13 protein-coding genes and 1 pseudogene are annotated in these 15,404 nt (G+C 70.9%); 4 read left to right on the top strand and 10 right to left on the bottom strand.

Going from position 1 to position 15,404, the window contains the following annotated elements; genetic code table 11:
• The 6 genes from ACIQM0_RS28385 to ACIQM0_RS28360 all read right to left on the bottom strand — a co-directional run bounded on the left by ACIQM0_RS28385 (position 1) and on the right by ACIQM0_RS28360 (position 8,669).
• Positions 1-867: an ABC transporter ATP-binding protein gene (locus tag ACIQM0_RS28385; protein WP_401291894.1), complete on the bottom strand. Its 867-nt coding sequence runs from the start codon at positions 865-867 to the stop codon at positions 1-3.
• On the bottom strand, positions 864-2,951 hold the full coding sequence (locus ACIQM0_RS28380; RefSeq protein ID WP_401291891.1) for a branched-chain amino acid ABC transporter permease: 2,088 nt from the start codon (positions 2,949-2,951) through the stop codon (positions 864-866). Before ACIQM0_RS28380 ends, ACIQM0_RS28385 begins: the two co-directional genes overlap by 4 nt.
• Position 2,952: 1 nt before the next feature.
• Entirely contained in the window at positions 2,953-4,155 is a 1,203-nt protein-coding gene (locus ACIQM0_RS28375) for an ABC transporter substrate-binding protein (protein WP_363030949.1), read from the bottom strand.
• A gap of 98 nt (positions 4,156-4,253) precedes the next feature.
• Positions 4,254-4,658: a roadblock/LC7 domain-containing protein gene (locus tag ACIQM0_RS28370; RefSeq protein ID WP_385041548.1), complete on the bottom strand. Its 405-nt coding sequence runs from the start codon at positions 4,656-4,658 to the stop codon at positions 4,254-4,256.
• Positions 4,655-7,165 carry a nitrate- and nitrite sensing domain-containing protein gene (locus ACIQM0_RS28365; protein WP_401291887.1) on the bottom strand — a complete coding sequence of 837 codons (2,511 nt, stop codon included), beginning with the start codon at positions 7,163-7,165 and terminating at the stop codon, positions 4,655-4,657. Before ACIQM0_RS28365 ends, ACIQM0_RS28370 begins: the two co-directional genes overlap by 4 nt.
• Before the next feature lie 688 nt (positions 7,166-7,853).
• Entirely contained in the window at positions 7,854-8,669 is an 816-nt protein-coding gene (locus ACIQM0_RS28360; RefSeq protein WP_401291885.1) for an SAM-dependent methyltransferase, read from the bottom strand.
• A gap of 254 nt (positions 8,670-8,923) precedes the next feature.
• On the opposite strand from ACIQM0_RS28360, the gene ACIQM0_RS28355 reads away from it, so the two are divergent.
• Positions 8,924-10,330: a lipase family protein gene (locus tag ACIQM0_RS28355; protein ID WP_401291883.1), complete on the top strand. Its 1,407-nt coding sequence runs from the start codon at positions 8,924-8,926 to the stop codon at positions 10,328-10,330.
• A gap of 110 nt (positions 10,331-10,440) precedes the next feature.
• On the opposite strand, the gene ACIQM0_RS28350 is transcribed toward ACIQM0_RS28355, so the two are convergent.
• The gene (locus ACIQM0_RS28350; RefSeq protein ID WP_401291880.1) at positions 10,441-10,794 is read right to left on the bottom strand and encodes an ArsR/SmtB family transcription factor; all 354 of its coding nucleotides are present in this window, start codon (positions 10,792-10,794) and stop codon (positions 10,441-10,443) included.
• Positions 10,791-11,237 carry an SRPBCC domain-containing protein gene (locus ACIQM0_RS28345; RefSeq protein WP_401291877.1) on the bottom strand — a complete coding sequence of 149 codons (447 nt, stop codon included), beginning with the start codon at positions 11,235-11,237 and terminating at the stop codon, positions 10,791-10,793. The genes ACIQM0_RS28350 and ACIQM0_RS28345 overlap by 4 nt, the downstream gene beginning before the upstream one ends.
• 297 nt (positions 11,238-11,534) lie before the next feature.
• On the opposite strand from ACIQM0_RS28345, the gene ACIQM0_RS28340 reads away from it, so the two are divergent.
• Complete coding sequence (locus ACIQM0_RS28340) at positions 11,535-12,176, top strand: CatB-related O-acetyltransferase (RefSeq protein ID WP_401291875.1); 642 nt, start codon at positions 11,535-11,537, stop codon at positions 12,174-12,176.
• A gap of 241 nt (positions 12,177-12,417) precedes the next feature.
• Complete coding sequence (locus ACIQM0_RS28335) at positions 12,418-13,593, top strand: macrolide family glycosyltransferase (RefSeq protein WP_401291873.1); 1,176 nt, start codon at positions 12,418-12,420, stop codon at positions 13,591-13,593.
• Positions 13,594-13,655: 62 nt separating this feature from the next.
• Here the strand turns inward: ACIQM0_RS28335 and ACIQM0_RS28330 are convergent, their stop codons facing one another.
• The gene (locus tag ACIQM0_RS28330; RefSeq protein ID WP_401291870.1) at positions 13,656-14,477 is read right to left on the bottom strand and encodes an SDR family NAD(P)-dependent oxidoreductase; all 822 of its coding nucleotides are present in this window, start codon (positions 14,475-14,477) and stop codon (positions 13,656-13,658) included.
• Between the two features lie 114 nt (positions 14,478-14,591).
• Between ACIQM0_RS28330 and ACIQM0_RS28325 the strand changes: the two genes are divergently transcribed.
• Positions 14,592-15,191 carry a TetR/AcrR family transcriptional regulator gene (locus ACIQM0_RS28325; RefSeq protein WP_401291868.1) on the top strand — a complete coding sequence of 200 codons (600 nt, stop codon included), beginning with the start codon at positions 14,592-14,594 and terminating at the stop codon, positions 15,189-15,191.
• 103 nt (positions 15,192-15,294) lie between these two features.
• On the opposite strand, the pseudogene ACIQM0_RS28320 reads toward ACIQM0_RS28325, so the two are convergent.
• Positions 15,295-15,404: pseudogene (locus tag ACIQM0_RS28320) on the bottom strand (electron transfer flavoprotein subunit alpha/FixB family protein); the annotation flags it as partial.

Below are 15,404 nucleotides of genomic sequence, written 5' to 3'. Positions count from 1 at the left end.
TCATCCTCTCGCGTCGGTGGTGGACGGACCGGCGACGCGCGTGGCGGGCTCCGCGGCCACGGTGTCCGCGTCGTCGTCCCGTGCCCGGTCCGCCGTCGTGCCGGTGGTGTGGTAGGCGTCGCGGACCTCCGGGTGGGCGAGCGCCTCCCGCGTCGGTCCCGTGACCAGGACCCGTCCGGCCGCCAGCACGGTGACCGAGGTGGCGAGTTGGGCGACGACCTCGACATGGTGCTCGACCAGGATGATCGCGACGCTGTCCGGCAGACCGCCCAGGATGCCGAGCAGCCGGCCGATGTCACCGTCGGTCAGGCCCGCCGCCGGCTCGTCCAGGAGCAGCAGGCGCGGGTCGCCCGCCAGCGCGGCGGCGAGGTCGAGCATGCGGCGCTGCCCGTGGGAGAGCGTGGAGGCCGGCCGGTGGGCGAGGTCCGCGAGGCCGACGGTCTCCAGATGCCGGCCCGCGGACTCGGTGTGCAGCCGGTAGCGGGACGGGCTGCGCCAGGCTCCGCGGCGCTTGGGGTGGTGCGGCCAGCCGGCCAGCACGACGTTGTCCAGCACCGTCAGTTCGGAGATCACGGCCGGCTGCTGGAAGCTGCGGGCGATGCCGAGACGGCTGCGTCTGGCGGTGGCCGTCCGGGTGATGTCCGTGCCGTTCAGGGCGATGGTGCCGTGGTCGGCCCGGTCGGTGCCCGCGATGAGGTTGAGCAGAGTGGTCTTGCCGGCGCCGTTGGGTCCGATGACGGCGTGCCTGGCCCCTGCGGGGAGCCGCAGGCTCACGTCGTCGACGGCGGTGAGGCTGCCGTACCTGCGGGTGAGATGGGCGAGATCCAGCACCGGGGACGGTGGTGCGGCGGTCGTCGCGGGCGTCATGGGGAGACCTTCCCGGCGGTGGGCGGGGCGGACGGGGTGGAGGCGGACGTGCGCGGTCCGTCCGGCGCGCGTCCGCTCCGGCCGGGTCCGCCGAGCAGGCCGGCCAGGCCGCGGGGCAGCAGGTACACGGCGGCGATGAACAGCGCCCCCAGCAGCAGCGGCCCGTGGCCGGGCCACGAACCGGCGACCCAGTCCCGGGTGAAGACGATGAGTCCGGCCCCCAGCAGAGCGCCGATCACGGACGTCGTGCCGCCGATGACGACCGCCAGCAGCGCGAACGCGGCGATCTCGAAGCCGACGTCGGCGGGGGAGAGGTACTGCTGGACGCTCACCATCAGCGAGCCGCCGACGCCGGCCAGCGCACCGGCACAGACGTGGGCCACCAGCAGATAGCGGCCCACGGGGTGCCCCGAGGCACGCATCCGCGCCTCGGCGCCCCGGGTACCGGTCAGCAGCTTCCCGGCCGGGGAGCGCAGCACCAGCAGGGTCACGGCGACGGCGACGACGGCGACGACGAGCGCGTAGTTGTAGAGATCGCTCTCCTCGGTCATCCCCTCACCGCCCCACAGCGCCTGGGTGGAGGGGAAGCCGACGAGACCGTCGGCGCCTCCGGTGACGGACTTGAACTGGTTGATGACCGCGCTGGTCAGCTCACCGACGGCGAGCGTGATCATCAGCACGGTGGTGCCGCGCGCCCGGATCACGGCGGGTCCCGTCACCGCAGAGAACACCGCCGCGGCGAGCGCCGACAGCACGATCTGCACCGGCCCCACCGTCCACCCGGCGTCCGCGAGATTCGCGGTGGCGTACGCGCCCACGGCGAACGGCGCGGTCTGCCCGAGCGTGGGCAGCCCGGCGTAGCCGGTGAGGATGGTGACACTGACCGCGAGGAGCCCCAGCGCCAGGGCGGAGCCGGCCAGCGAGATGCTGTACGAGTCGAGCATCCCCGGCAACGCGATCAGCAGGACGAGCAGTATGAGCAGGGGAGCGGCCTGCCGCCACGCGGCCCCGCGCACGAACCGGCCGAGCCTGCCGGTCCCGCCGTACTCCCTGGTCCCGCCGGGACCGGCCGGGGACTTCGCGTCGCCCGTACCGCTCTCCGTACCGCCCGCCGTCTCCCGCACGGGCACGGGCGCGGCGGCGGCCCGGCGCGTCCCCAGCCGTGCGGCGAGGAAGCGGCGGAGCCGGGCCACCGGGTCCGGGTCCTGCGGGCCGTGGACCGTCGCCGGTTCCGCGAAGCGGGAGCGGAACACCAGCACCGCCGCCATCGCGGCGAAGAGCAGGTACGGCGCCAGTTCCGGCAGCACCGAGACGCCCAGCGTCTGGACCTCGCCCACGGCGATCGCCGCGAAGAAGGTCGCCCACAGCGAGCGCAGCCCGCCGAGGACGACCACCACGAGGGAGAGCATGAGCACGTTCTCCGACGTGCCGGGCCCGGGGCCGATGATCGGCGCCCCGAGCACCCCCGCGGCACCGGCCAGCGCCCCCGCCGCGGCGAGGACGCCGGTGTGCACCGCCCGGGGGCTGTGGCCGGTGGCCGCGAGCATCTGCGGATCGTCGGCGGAGGCCCGTACCGCCGCCCCCACACGGGTCCGGGTCAGCACCCACGTACCGGACACCGCCAGCAGCACGGCCATCACGATGAAGCAGAGCCGGTAGGCGGGATAGCGGTGGCCCAGCAGCCGCACCGAGGTGTCGAGCACCTCGGGGACGCGTACCGGGAGCTCGTCCGCCCCGAAGAGCTGGATGAGCAGATCACCGCCGACCAGGGCGATGCCGAAGGTCAGCAGTGCCTGAGCGAGATGCCCACGCCGGGCGAGCGGAATCGTCGCGGCGGACAGCCCCGCCCCGGCGAGGGCCGCCGCCGCGGTTCCGGCGGCCAGTCCGAGGACGAGGCCGCCCCAGGTTCCGTCACTCAGCTCGGCGCCCGTGTAGGCGCCGATCGCGTACAGCGTGCCGTGCGAGAGGTTCAGCACGCCGGCGGTGCCGAACGCGAGACTCAGGCCGGCGGCGACCACGAACAGCAGCAGCCCGTAGGCCACCCCGTCCACCGCCGGCATGAGGTGGGCATCAAGAAGCTCCATGTCAGCCGCCGAGTGTCGCCAGGTCCTGGACCATGACGTTGGCGAGCTGGTTGCCGTCCGGCCGCACCTGACGCAGGTACCAGGTCTGCACCGGAGAGTGCGCCTTCTCGCCGAACTCCCAGGCGCCGCGCGGACTGTCGATCTGCCCCAGGCCGGCGATGGCCTTGTTGATGGTCTCCGACGTCACGTCACCGTCCTTCGCGGCGTCGGCGATGGCCTTGTCCAGCACACCGGCCGCGTCGTAGGACGACATCGCGTACGTGGTCGGCTGTGTGTCGTACTCGGCCGTCCAGTCGGCGGCGAACTTGCGGTTGGCAGCGTTGTCGAGGTCGGGCGCGTAGTTCAGGACGGAGTAGATGTCCTTCGCCGCGTTGCCCTGGGCCTGCAGCACGCTGCCCTCGGTGACGAACGCCGTGTACAGCGGCAGATCGGCGACGTCGGACTGCGCGTACTGCTTGGCGAAGTCGATCGCGGCCTTGCCGGCGTAGAAGCAGTACACCGCTTTGGCGTCCGTCTTGGCGATGTCCGCGAAGTACGGCATGAAGTTCGTGGTCTGCGGGAACGGCGTCCAGGTGGTCTTGCCGTCGGGGTTCGCGAGCTTGCCCTTGATCCGCTTGAACTCGTCGGTGAAGCCGCGGAGTTCGTCGTACCCGCCCTGGTAGTCCGGGCCGATCGCGTAGACCGGTCCGTTCACCTTCTCCTTGACGTACGGGGCGATGGCCTTGCCGGGCTCGTCGGACATGAAGCTCGTCGTCCAGACGTACTCGAGGTCCTTGACGGGCGGCCGGGCGTTCGACCCCAGGAACGGGATCTTGGCCTTGCTGACCAGCGGCATCACCGCGGCGACCGAGCCCCCGCTGACGAGGCCCGTCAGCACGTCGACCTTGTCCTTCTTGACCAGCTTGGTGGCGGCGGGAACGGCGGTCGGGGGACCGTCGCCCTCGTCGGCCACGATGAGCTCGACCTTGCGCCCGCCCAGCTTGTTGCCGTGCGTCTTCAGGTACAGCTCGAAGCCGGCTCGCAGGTCCGTGCCGACCGGCTTGTAGGTGCCGGACAGGGAGGCCACCAGGCCGACCTTCACGGTGTTGTCCCCGTCGCCGCTGTCGCTGCTGCACCCGCTGACGGCTGCCAGACCGAGGGCGAGGGCGGCGGCCGTCAGCGGCCGGAATCTGCGGTGACGTGAAAGGGATATGTCGAAGAACATGAGGGCTCTCATCGGGAGGAAGGGGTGGAACGGGCTGACCCGGCCGCCGAGGGGGGCGGCGGACGGGCCGGGTGCGGCGGTGGGGGAACCGCCGACGGTCAGCGCATGGGTGAGCTGCTCGGGGTCCGGATGTGGGGAGACAGCGAGTCACCGACCTGGTTGATCAGTTCGGACATCATGTAGCTGACCTCGCCGATGTCCGCGTCCCTGGTGGTGGTCACCAGGAGCGAGGCGCCGCTGGAGACGGCCATCGAGAACATGTAGCCGCCCTCCATCGCGGTGAGGCTGTGCTCGACGGGGTCGGTGTTCGTCAACTGCGCCGCGGCGGAGAGCAGGTTGACGACGCCGGAGGCGATGGCCGCCAGCCGGTCGGCGTCGTCACGCTCCACACCGGTGTATGCCAGCGCGAGTCCGTCCACGGACACGGCTATCGCCTGGGTGACTTCCGGAATGCGTCCGGCGAAGTCGCTCAGGATCCAGCTCAGGTCGGTGGGTGAGGTCATTTCTTGGTCCGTTCGGTGTCGTCGTCGGTGGCGGAACGCCCGCGGGGGCTCGTGCTCCGGTTGATCCCCTGGGCGTAGGCCGCGAGGACGTCGGAAACCTGCCGGGAGTCCCGGCGGCGGGGCGACGGCCGCGGTGCGGCGGCGCCGGACCGCTGATCGGTGCCGCCCCGTTTGCCCAGGGTGGGCCACTGCTGGGGCGTGTTGCGCTGCCGCAGGGGCAGACCGGAGGAACTCACTCCGGCGATGCGCGAGGCGGGCTCGTCGTGCACGGGGTGCGGAGCCGGTGTGGTCGCGCGCTCGCGCGCGTCGGAGCCGGAACCCGCGCCGTGGGAGCCGCCGCGCCCGTCCGTGCCGGAACCCGTGCCGTACGAGCCGCCGCGCCCGTCGGTGCCGCCGTTGCCTGGGCGAGAGGACTTCGGCGCGGCTGCGGGAGCACCGCCCGCACGGACGCCGATACCCGCGCCGACGGGCCGGGCCGGACGCCCGCCCACGTCGCCCGGCTGCCGGCGGCCGGCCTGTCCGAGTGCGGTGATCGGACGAGGTGCCTCGTAGCGGACACCGTCGCCGCCGTTGTTCGCGCTGTCCCCGCCGGGCGCGCCCTGCGCCGGTGCGGTCTCCTGCGGCATCTCGGACAGCACGTTCGCGGGCAGGGTGACCTCGGCGATGGTGCCGGGCCCCGACGAGTCGCGCAGCTCGACAACGATGCCGTGACGCGCCGAGAGCCGTGCCACCACGTGCAGACCCATGGACCGTACGTCCCCGATGCCCGCCTGAGGCTCGCGCAGCGCGGCGTTGTGGACGGCACGGCGCTCGGCCGTGATCCCCACTCCCTCGTCGACGATCTGCACCACGGCCCGGTCCCACAGCCGCCACACGGCGACCCCGACCTGCATGTCGGGAGGGGAGAACCGGGTCGCGTTGTCGAGGAGTTCCGCCAGGATGTGCGCCACGTCGTGCACGGCACGGGCGGCGATGCCGATTCCCGACTCGATCACGCCGAGGGAGACGCGGTCGAACCGCTCGATCTGCTGGGCTGCCGCCACGATGACGGTGGAGCAGCCGATGTCGGCCGAACGTACTCGGGCGTTGCCGTAACCACCCAGTACCAGAAGGTTGTTGGTATTGCGCTCCATGCGGATGGCGAGGTGGTCGAGGGCGAAGAGCGTCTGCATGCGCTCGGGGTCGGCCTCGTCGCGCTGCACGGTGTCGAGCTCCGACACCATGACGCTGGTCAACTGTGCGCCCCTGCGGGCGACACGGACCAGGGTCTCGGCGAACTGCTCGTGCACGCGTGCCTGTTGGGCGGCCAGTCGGACGGCTTCGTGGTGGACGGCGTTGAACGCCTCACCGACCTCGCCGATCTCGTCCCCGCCCGTGGTCCGGACGGGGTTGCCCGACCGCTCCGCGATCTGCTCGGGTGTCGAGCCGCTCAGCCCGCCCGGCCGGGACAGTTCGCTCATCACGGCGGGGAGCCCGGTGTGGGCGACCTCGTGCGCGGCGTTGCGCAGGTCGCGCAGCCGCCGGATCATGACGCGCCCCAGGCGGACGGCGACGATGACGACGCCCACCAGGGTCAGCAGCACCAGGGCGACCTCGGCGCCCGCGGTCCATATGAGCTTGGTGCGCTCCTTGGAGACCGTGGCGTAGACGGACGCGTCGATCCGCTTCTCCACCGAGCGCAGCAGCGTCTGGCGGTCGCCGGACGCTTTCTGCCACGCCTGTGGGGTGACATCGATGCCTTTGCTGGTGCCCGTGCGCCCGATCTGGTCCTCGAGCCGTCGGGCCTCCAGTGCTTTGGGGCCGGAGAGGGTGCGTTCCAGCCAGGTCCGCCACTCGCCGGGGCCGAGGCCGAACATGGCACCGGTCGACTCCGTGTAGCCCAGCCGGCTGGCATCGAACGTGCGCTGCGAGGCGACCGTGAATCCGCCGGCGGCCTGCGCCCTCATGACCGTGACCTGCTGCTGAGCGGTGTGCTCCGCGGCCTCGGACAGGGCGGCGGCGGCGCGGATGCGGTCCGCGATGTCGGCGTCGACACCGTCGGCCTGTGCGATGCCGTCGCGGTAGCCGTTGAGGTCGGCGATGACGATCCGGTAGCCGAAGGCGAGGGCGGAGATGGTGCTGCTGCCCGAGCGCACCTGGGCGCGCAGGGCCGGCAGCTGGTCCATGAAGCGCTTGATGCGGACCAGCGAGGCCTGGGCGCTGCCCGGCACTTCGGACAGCCGGCCCGTCTTGCTGTTGAAGGTGGCGATGCTCTTGTCGGTCGCGCTGGAACTCGTCTGGAACGCGTCCGAGGATCCCTGTTTGGAGACCGATGCGGTGGCGGCTGCTCGCTCACGCTGCAGCTGGTGAGTCAAGTCACCGGCGGCTGCGGCGACATCGACCATCTCCGTCAGCCGGTTGGCCTGGAGGGCCTGGTTGGTCGCGGGCGCGAGTGCCAGAACCGAGAAGGTGACCGCCACGGTGAGCGGTGCGGTGACGAGCAGGACGAGACGACGATTGATTTTCACTGCGCGGCTCCATCGCCGGAACCGGTGCTGAGTATCGGTGACACGCAGATACCTGTTAACGGGGTGTGGGGGTGACGGTAGGGACGCTGGTGCATCGTGTGCACAGTTGCGGATGGGACAAGCGGGACGGGCGGGGCTCCAGTGGCGCGGCCTGATCCTATGCCTTAGCACGGAACTACCGATGCGTACATCGTCGAAAGTTTGCGCTCACCTAGCGACTTGGAAGCGATCCCGCTCGGTCAAAATTGCCCGGACAGTGAACTTCGCGGGGGCAAGTGGAAGCTTCAGCGGGCCGCGAAGAAGGCGCTCTGAACCCCTGCTCACAGGCATATTGACGCACTGTCAGGGATTGATTCGGAATATCCGCGTACCCCACTTTGCCCTGCCTTGACGAATCGCCGCTCCCGGGTTCGCCGTTGCGGAAAGGTTAGATCCGATTAGCGATGGTGACGGCTCCGGATGGGCGCTCTTGCGCCATGATCCGCCGACTGGGGGCATGGAGACTTGTGAACAGCAAGTGCCTTGTGGTGAAGGAATAGTGGCGATGCGTCGGATGCCTGCGCGAATCGCGCAGAACGCCGTGCCGTGCCTGAACTGACCTTGTTCGGCTGGTATATGTCCTGAAGGCTCACCGGCCGCCGTTCCCTGTCGCACGAAAAGGAGCGGCGGCCGGTGATGTCGGAGGGTCCTACGGCTTACGGCCCACCGCCACGTACCCCGCGCTGATGATGTCCTCCTGGCCGGGGACCGGTTCGCCGAGCTCGGGGTGCCACGCCTCCGCGGCCACGATGCCGGGCTCGACGATCTCCAGTCCGTCGAAGAACGCGGCGAACTGGGCGCGGTTGCGCGGCGCCAGCGTGAGCGTGTTGGCCTTGTACATCTCGTCGACCTTCTGGGCCTTCTCCGGGTGGAAGTCGGCGGTGAGGTGCGAGATCACCACATGGCTGCCCGGCGCCAGCACGCCGGTCAGCCTGTTCATCAGCTCGTAGGCGCCGTCCTCGTCACTCACGAAGTGCAGAAGCGCGATCATCGACAGCGCGACCGGCTCACTGAAGTCCAGCGTCTTGCCGGCGTGTTCGAGGATGGCGTCCACATCGCGTGCGTCGGCCTGCACATAGTCGATCGCGCCCTCCTGGCTGCCCTTCAGCAGGGCCTCGGCGTGGGCCAGCACGATCGGGTCGTTGTCGCAGTAGACGACCCGGGTGGCGGGTGCGGACTGCTGGGCCACCTGGTGGAGGTTGGGTGCGGTGGGTATCCCCGTCCCGATGTCGAGGAACTGCCGAATGCCCTGGCCCGACAGCCAACGGGTGGCGCGGTGCATGAAGGCCCGGTTCACCTTCGCCATCACCGGGATGCCCGGCTCCAGTGCGAGCATCTGCCGGCCCATCGCCTCGTCCACCGGGTAGTTGTCCTTGCCGCCGAGGAACCAGTCGTACATCCGCGCGGGATGCGGCTTGCTGGTGTCGATGTGCAGGGAGGTGGCGTCGTTCGCCGGTCGGGACATCGTGAACTCCAGGGTGCGTAAGGCATCGGGCGATCAGCTCGCCCCAGAATAGGGAACGTGCGCGCCCGGGGTCCGAGCAACTGCCTCCGATGTTCAACTTCCCTCGCAGGCTGCTCCGTTGCGGTGTGCTGCTTGAACGATGACCGCGACCCGGCGAATGGTTACCGCAGCGTAACTTACCGGCGGGTTACCTTCGGTAAGTTCCGCTGCTAGCTTGCGCTCAACTGCATTCGGAGCAGAGCGAGGAGTGAGCTGTGAGCCGCAAGAGCACCCGTTCGCGTTCCACCTTCAACGCCGTACGCCCGGCGACCTTCCCCAGCCGCCCGCAACGCCCGCGCGCTGTCAGCGCGTTGGCCGTCGCCGTGACGGCCGCGGCCTGTGCGGTCACGTACGCCGTACCCGCCACTGCCGCCGACGCGGCCGAGCCCGTGGTGTCCCGGGGCGTGACCATCCCCGACTTCTACAGTCCGCCCACCGAACTTCCTTCCGCCAATGGCGCGTTGATCCGCCAGGAACCGCTGCCTCTGGGGCTGGGCATTCCAGGACTGGACGGCCGCCCGATGCCCGGTACGGCCACCCGGCTGATGTACAGGTCGACCGACTCCAACGGGCAGCCGGCCGCCGTCACCGGTGCCTACATCGAGCCGTCCGCCGCCTGGAAGGGCGGCGGACCGCGTCCGCTGGTGGCGGTGGCCGCGGGCACGATGGGCCAGGGCGACCAGTGCGCACCCTCGATGGCGCTGCAGTACCCGCTGACCCTGAACGGCGAGACGCTGTCGGTCGGTTACGAGGCCCTGGCGATCTACCGCCTCCTCTCGACCGGCACCGCGGTCGTCGTCACCGACTACGTGGGACTCGGCGCGACCGACCGGCTCCACACCTACGTCAACCGCGTCGACGAGGGGCACGCCCTGCTGGACGCGGCCCGCGCCGCACACGCCGTGCCCGGCGCGTCCATCACCCCCGCGTCGCGCACGGGGCTGTACGGATACAGCCAGGGCGGCGGGGCCAGTGCCGCGGCCGCCGAACTGCAGCCCTCCTACGCACCCGACGTCGCACTGGCCGGCACGTACTCCGGTGCGCCGCCCGCCGATCTCACCGCGGTCATGAAGGGCATCGACGGCAGCGCCCTCGCCGGCGCACTGGCCTGGTCGATCAACGGCTTCGCCCAGGCCGACCCCGACGTCCGGAGCGTCGTCGAGGCCAACATCAACGCCGCGGGCAAGGCCGCGCTCAAGGACGCCTCGACCATGTGCGTCGGCGACGCGATCCTCGGCTACGGCTTCGCCAAGAGCAGCAAGTGGACCAACAGCGGCAAGTCCATCGGTGACGTCATAGCGGCCGAGCCCCGCGCGCAGGCCGCTCTCGACAAGCAGCGCATCGGCAACCTCAAGCCCGCGGGACCGGTGCGCCTGGCGACCGGCGTCCAGGACGACATCGTTCCCCACGCTCAGGCCCGCCGACTGGCGGTGGACTGGTGCGCCAAGGGGGCGAACGTCACCTATGACGCGATCGTCCTGCCGAACCTCGGCGACAAGATCCTCACCAACCACCTGGTCCCGCTCATCACCGACCAGGGCGACGCGATCGCGTGGCTGACCGACCGCCTCGCGGGCCGGCCGGCCACGTCCAACTGCTGGAGCATGCCGATCCAGCCCTGACCGGACCTTCGGCCTCCGCCGGTTTCCCGCTCCTATCGGGCAGCCGCATGGGGCAGTCGCTCCCACCGGGCCGCCAACCCGGTGGGAGCGGTGCTGTTGCGGGGCGGGTGTCAGCGCGACTCCCGCTCGGCCGCCTCGGCGACGCGCTTGATGTTCGCCAGCCGGCTGTCCCAGTCGGCGGCCAGTCCGGCCATCCACCGCGCCGTCGCGTTCAGTGCGGCGGGCCGCACCGAGTACCGCACCTCGCGGCCCACCCGGCCCCCGGAGACCAGCCCGGCGGCGTCCAGCACGGTGAGGTGCTTGACCACCGCCTGGCGTGAGACGGGGAGTTGCCCGGCGAGCGACGTCGCGGTGGCCTCGCCCTGGGCCGCGAGCAGATCGAGCAGCCTGCGCCGCGTCGGGTCGGCCAGCGCACCGAGGACGCTGTCGACGGCCTCGGCGGCGCCGGGGTGTTCCTCCGTCACGCGGAAGGCTGTTCGGCGCGCTTCTTGAGTGCGTCGAGCTCCATCGGCCAGCCCTCGGTGTGGTCCTTGAGGTTCTGGCTGCGCAGCTCCTCGGACCCGGCCAGCGCCGTGAACCCGCTCTCGACGACGCGCAGCCGCGTCTTCTCGCCCTCCGGGGTCAGGGTGAACTCCACCAGGGTGCTGTTGTCCTCGCGCAGTTCCTCCCCGGGGAACGCGCTGGTCCAGCGGTACGCCAGATACGTCGGCGGCTCCACCTTCTCCACGCGTACCGGGAAATCGCCGTGCTCGGAGTTCTTCGCCACCAGTGACTCGCCTTCCCTGGCCACGGTGCCGGGCAGGCTCGCCTTGTCGGCCACCCAGAACCCGGGTTGCGCCACCAGTGACCAGACCCGGTCAAGGGACGCCTCGATGAGGGTTTCGCGTTCGATCCGGTCCTCGCTCATGGGATGACTCCTTGAGTCCGTTCGTGAATGCTGTCGGCGGCCCCTGTCAGTGGTCCCGGCCAGTAGTCCCGGCCGGTGGTCCCTGTCAGTGGACGCTGTCATTTGGTGCAACTCCAGAGTTGCACGTTACTGATTCGGGTGCAACTGGAGGGTTGCGCTTCCCCGGAGGGTGGTGTGCGAGCGGGGGATGTGTGGGAACGGCCCCGCCGTCGGGCCCGTAATTCGGTGTCGCGACGGGGGACGGCGGCACGATCATGGGGACCGGTCCCTGCCCTCCCACCCCGTAAGGAATCGCGCATGTCAGTGCCGGCCGACCCGACCGTGCTCCACCCGATGCCCGGCCAGCCGCGGGTGGTGCAGCTCAGGCCACTGGTGAAGTCCCCGCTGATCGACGTGGGGGAGTACTCGTACTACGACGACCCGGACGACGCCACCGCGTTCGAGACGCGCAACGTGCTCTACCACTACGGCCCGGAGAAACTGGTCATCGGCAGGTTCTGCGCGCTGGGCACGGGGGTGCGGTTCCTCATGAACGGCGCCAACCACCGCATGGACGGCCCCTCCACCTTCCCGTTCCCGACCCTGGGCGGATCCTGGGCGGACCACTTCGACCTGCTCGCCGGACTGCCGAACCGGGGCGACACCGTCGTCGGCCACGACGTCTGGTTCGGCCACAGCGCCACGGTGCTGCCCGGGGTGCGGATCGGGAACGGCGCGATCATCGGCAGCGGCTCCGTGGTCACCAAGGACGTGCCCGACTACGGGATCGTCGGCGGCAACCCGGCCCGTCTCATCCGCACCCGCTACAGCGACCGTGACATCGCCCGGCTCCTCGCGCTGGCCTGGTGGGACTGGCCCGCGGAGCACATCACCGAGCACGTGCGGACCCTCATGTCGGGCAGCGTCGACGAGCTGGAGGCCGCGGCCCCGCCCGTGTGACACCGCTACGGAGCGGCGTGCGGCGGCACACGCCGAAATCCAGGTGCGGAGGGATCCGGGCGCGGGCTACGGTCTCCGGCATGAAGTTCCTCCAGATCTACGGCTGACGCGGACGGGGCAGCGCCCCGCCCTCGTCCGGCATGTCCGTGTGCGCGCCCACGGCCCGGCACCTCCGCCGGGGTGGCCGACGCACCGGTCTGCCGTGCCCTTTCCGCCGTAGACCTGAAAAGAGTGATCCTCCATGTCCCGTCGCCGCGCACACATCGCGATGGTCGGCATCCCCGCCGTCAGCCACGTCCTGCCGAGCCTTGAGGTCATCCGTGAGCTGGTGGCCCGCGGCCACCGGGTGACCTACGCCAACGACCCGGTGGTGGCCGAGCGGATCGAGGCCACCGGTGCCGAGTTCGTCCCGTACGGCTCCGTGCTGCCGGTCGCCGACAACAACTGGCCCGACGACCCCATCGCCGCGATGAGCCTCTTCCTCGACGACGGCGTCCAGGCCCTCCCGCAGCTGCGGGCCGTCTACGACGACGACCCCGCTGACCTCTACCTCTACGACATCGGCGCGTACGCCGCGCGTGCGTTGGCCGAGTCGCAGAACCGCCCGCTCATGCAGCTGTCCCCGACCCTCGTCGGCTGGCGGGGCTACGAGCAGGACGTGGCGGCGCACCTGTGGGCGCTGCCGGGCGCCGACGCGTACCGGGCGAGGTTCGGCCGGTGGCTCGCCGAGTGCGTTGCGTCCAGCACCGACATGGACGTGTTCTGCGGGCGCCCCGCGCATACCCTCGCCCTGATCCCGCGGGCGATGCAGCCGCACATCGAGGACGTCGACACGGACACGGTCACGTTCGTCGGCCCGTGCTTCGGCGGGCGGGGCGGCGAACAGCCTTGGACGCGCCCGGCGGACGCGGCGAACGTCCTGCTGGTCTCACTGGGGTCGGCGTACACCAACCGCCCCGCGTTCTACCGTCGTTGCCTGGCCGCGTACGGCGAGCTGCCCGGCTGGCACGTCGTCCTCCAGATCGGCAGGCACACGGATCCGCGGGAACTCGGCGAGATCCCGCCCAATGTCGAAGTGCACTCCTGGGTGCCCCAGTTGGCGATCCTGGAGCAGGCCGACGCCTTCGTGACCCATGCGGGCATGGGCGGCAGTGCCGAAGGGCTGTTCAGCGGAGTCCCGATGATCGCCGTCCCGCAGGGCGCGGAGCAGTTCATGAACGCCGACCGGCTCGTGGAACTCGGCGTCGCGCGCCGCATCGACACCGAGGACGCCACGGCCGAGGCGCTGCGGACCGCCCTCACCGAACTCGTCGACGACCCGGCGGTCGCGCGTCGCTCCGCACAACTCCGCGCGGAGGCACGGGCCGAGGGCGGCACGGCGAGGGCCGCCGACCTGGTCGAAGAACTGCTGGGCTGACCCTCCGGGGCCACACCTGAGGGGGCGGTGACGCGGGGACCCGGGCCCGCGCTCCGCTCCGGTCAGCCGGGAGCCTGGCGGCTGAGTGCCTCCCACGCCTGGTAGAGCCCGGCCCTGGCCCGGTTCATTTCCTGGACCTGGTCGTAGGACCGGCCGCCGACGACGAGGCGCCGGGGCGGTTCCGGCAGAGCGGCCAGTTCCATGATGACGGGGGCGGCCGTGCTCGGGGGCGGTCCGGCCTCCTCGCCCCACATCTCGGCGAGTTCGGCGCGCAGGGGGCCGTAGTGCGGGAGGGCCTCGGTCGCCGTGGTGCCCTGGGTGAACAGGCCGGTGTCGTAGCCGCCCATCTCCACGACGGTGACCTTGATGCCGAACGGCTCGACCTCCATCGCCAGCGCCTCGCTGACCGAACTGAGCGCGGCCTTGCCCGCACCGTAGAAGCCGACGGACGCCATGCCGCCGCCGGCGCCCATCGAGGTGACCTGCAGAATGCGGCCGGAGCCCTGTGCGCGCAGGTGCGGCAGGACGGCCTGGGCCACCCAGACCGCGCCGAAGAGGTTGACGTCCAGATGCGCCCGGATCTGTTCCTCCGAGGCCTCCTCCACCATCCCGTAGAGCAGTCCTCCGGCGTTGTTGACCACGACGTCGAGCCTGCCGAAGGCGGCGGCCGCGCGGTCCACGCCCTCGAACACGGCACGGCGGTCGGAGACGTCCAGCGGGAGCGGGACGAGTGCGTCCGGGTACGCGTCGGCCAGGGCCGCGAGGGGCTCGGTGTTGCGGGCCGCGGCCACGACGCGGTCCCCGGCGGCCAGGGCCGCCTCGGTGAACGCCCTGCCCAGGCCTCGTGAAGCGCCGGTGATGAACCAGACTCTCGCGGTCGTCATACGATCCCATCGTTTGAGACGAGACGGTGCGTCTCGGTTCGTCTTACTGTGCACGGCGACGATGGCCCTGTCAAGGCGAACCGGTCCGTCTCGCCTTGGTGTTAGCCTGAGCCCATGTCCCAGGTCAGGAAGCCGGATCGCTCCCGGCGCAGCGAACACTCCCGGCAGGCGATCCTTGAGGCGACCCGTGCGCTGGTGTCCGAGGTCGGGTACGGCAAGGTGGCGATCGAGACCATCGCCGCACGGGCCGGCGTCGGCAAGCAGACGATCTACCGCTGGTGGCCCTCCAAGGGCGCGGTGATCTTCGATGCCTTTCTGGCCCTCAGTGAGGGCGCCGAGGGGCAGGGCGCGGCGCTGCCGGACACCGGCGACATCGAGGCCGACCTCAGGACGGTCATGCGCGCGACCGTCGCCGAGTTCGCCGACCCGGAGTTCGAGAAGCCGGTCCGGGCGCTCAACAGCGAGATCAGCAATGATCCCGACCTTGCCGCGCAGTACCGCGAGAAGCTGGCCGGGCCCGTGGACGAGGCCAAGAAGGAGCGGCTGCGCAGTGCGCAACGGGCCGGCCAGCTGGCCGCCGACGCCGACCTCGATCTGCTCCTTGAGGTGCTCTACGCGCCGCTGTTCCAGCGCTGGCTGCACCGCTCGGGCCCGCTGACCGCCGAGTACGCCGATGCGCTCGTCGGCGTCACGCTCAGGGCTTTCGGTCCCTGAACCGGGTTCGTGGCCTGCGTCAATGGTGATCGGAAACGGTGCGGGGCCGCACGGTGTGTTCACCGTGCGGCCCCGGGCCGTTGGGTCGTGGTGCGGGTGCGGGTCAGCCCTTGCGGGCGGTGACCTCGTCGGTCAGCTGGGGCACGACGTTGAAGAGGTCACCCACGACGCCGTAGTCGACGAGGTCGAAGATCGGGGCCTCCGCGTCCTTGT

The organism is Streptomyces sp. NPDC091387 (assembly GCF_044756945.1).
GTDB lineage: Bacteria > Actinomycetota > Actinomycetes > Streptomycetales > Streptomycetaceae > Streptomyces.
This window is presented reverse-complemented; position numbering and strand designations above follow the sequence as displayed.

Excerpts from the sequence above, each read along its gene's own strand:
- ACIQM0_RS28385 (WP_401291894.1), bottom strand. The coding sequence starts at position 867 with ATGACGCCCGCGACGACCGCCGCACCACCGTCCCCGGTGCTGGATCTC.
- ACIQM0_RS28380 (WP_401291891.1), bottom strand. The coding sequence starts at position 2,951 with ATGGAGCTTCTTGATGCCCACCTCATGCCGGCGGTGGACGGGGTGGCC.
- ACIQM0_RS28375 (WP_363030949.1), bottom strand. The coding sequence starts at position 4,155 with ATGTTCTTCGACATATCCCTTTCACGTCACCGCAGATTCCGGCCGCTG.
- ACIQM0_RS28370 (WP_385041548.1), bottom strand. The coding sequence starts at position 4,658 with ATGACCTCACCCACCGACCTGAGCTGGATCCTGAGCGACTTCGCCGGA.
- ACIQM0_RS28360 (WP_401291885.1), bottom strand. The coding sequence starts at position 8,669 with ATGTCCCGACCGGCGAACGACGCCACCTCCCTGCACATCGACACCAGC.
- ACIQM0_RS28345 (WP_401291877.1), bottom strand. The coding sequence starts at position 11,237 with ATGAGCGAGGACCGGATCGAACGCGAAACCCTCATCGAGGCGTCCCTT.
- ACIQM0_RS28340 (WP_401291875.1), top strand. The coding sequence starts at position 11,535 with ATGTCAGTGCCGGCCGACCCGACCGTGCTCCACCCGATGCCCGGCCAG.
- ACIQM0_RS28335 (WP_401291873.1), top strand. The coding sequence starts at position 12,418 with ATGTCCCGTCGCCGCGCACACATCGCGATGGTCGGCATCCCCGCCGTC.
- ACIQM0_RS28330 (WP_401291870.1), bottom strand. The coding sequence starts at position 14,477 with ATGACGACCGCGAGAGTCTGGTTCATCACCGGCGCTTCACGAGGCCTG.
- ACIQM0_RS28325 (WP_401291868.1), top strand. The coding sequence starts at position 14,592 with ATGTCCCAGGTCAGGAAGCCGGATCGCTCCCGGCGCAGCGAACACTCC.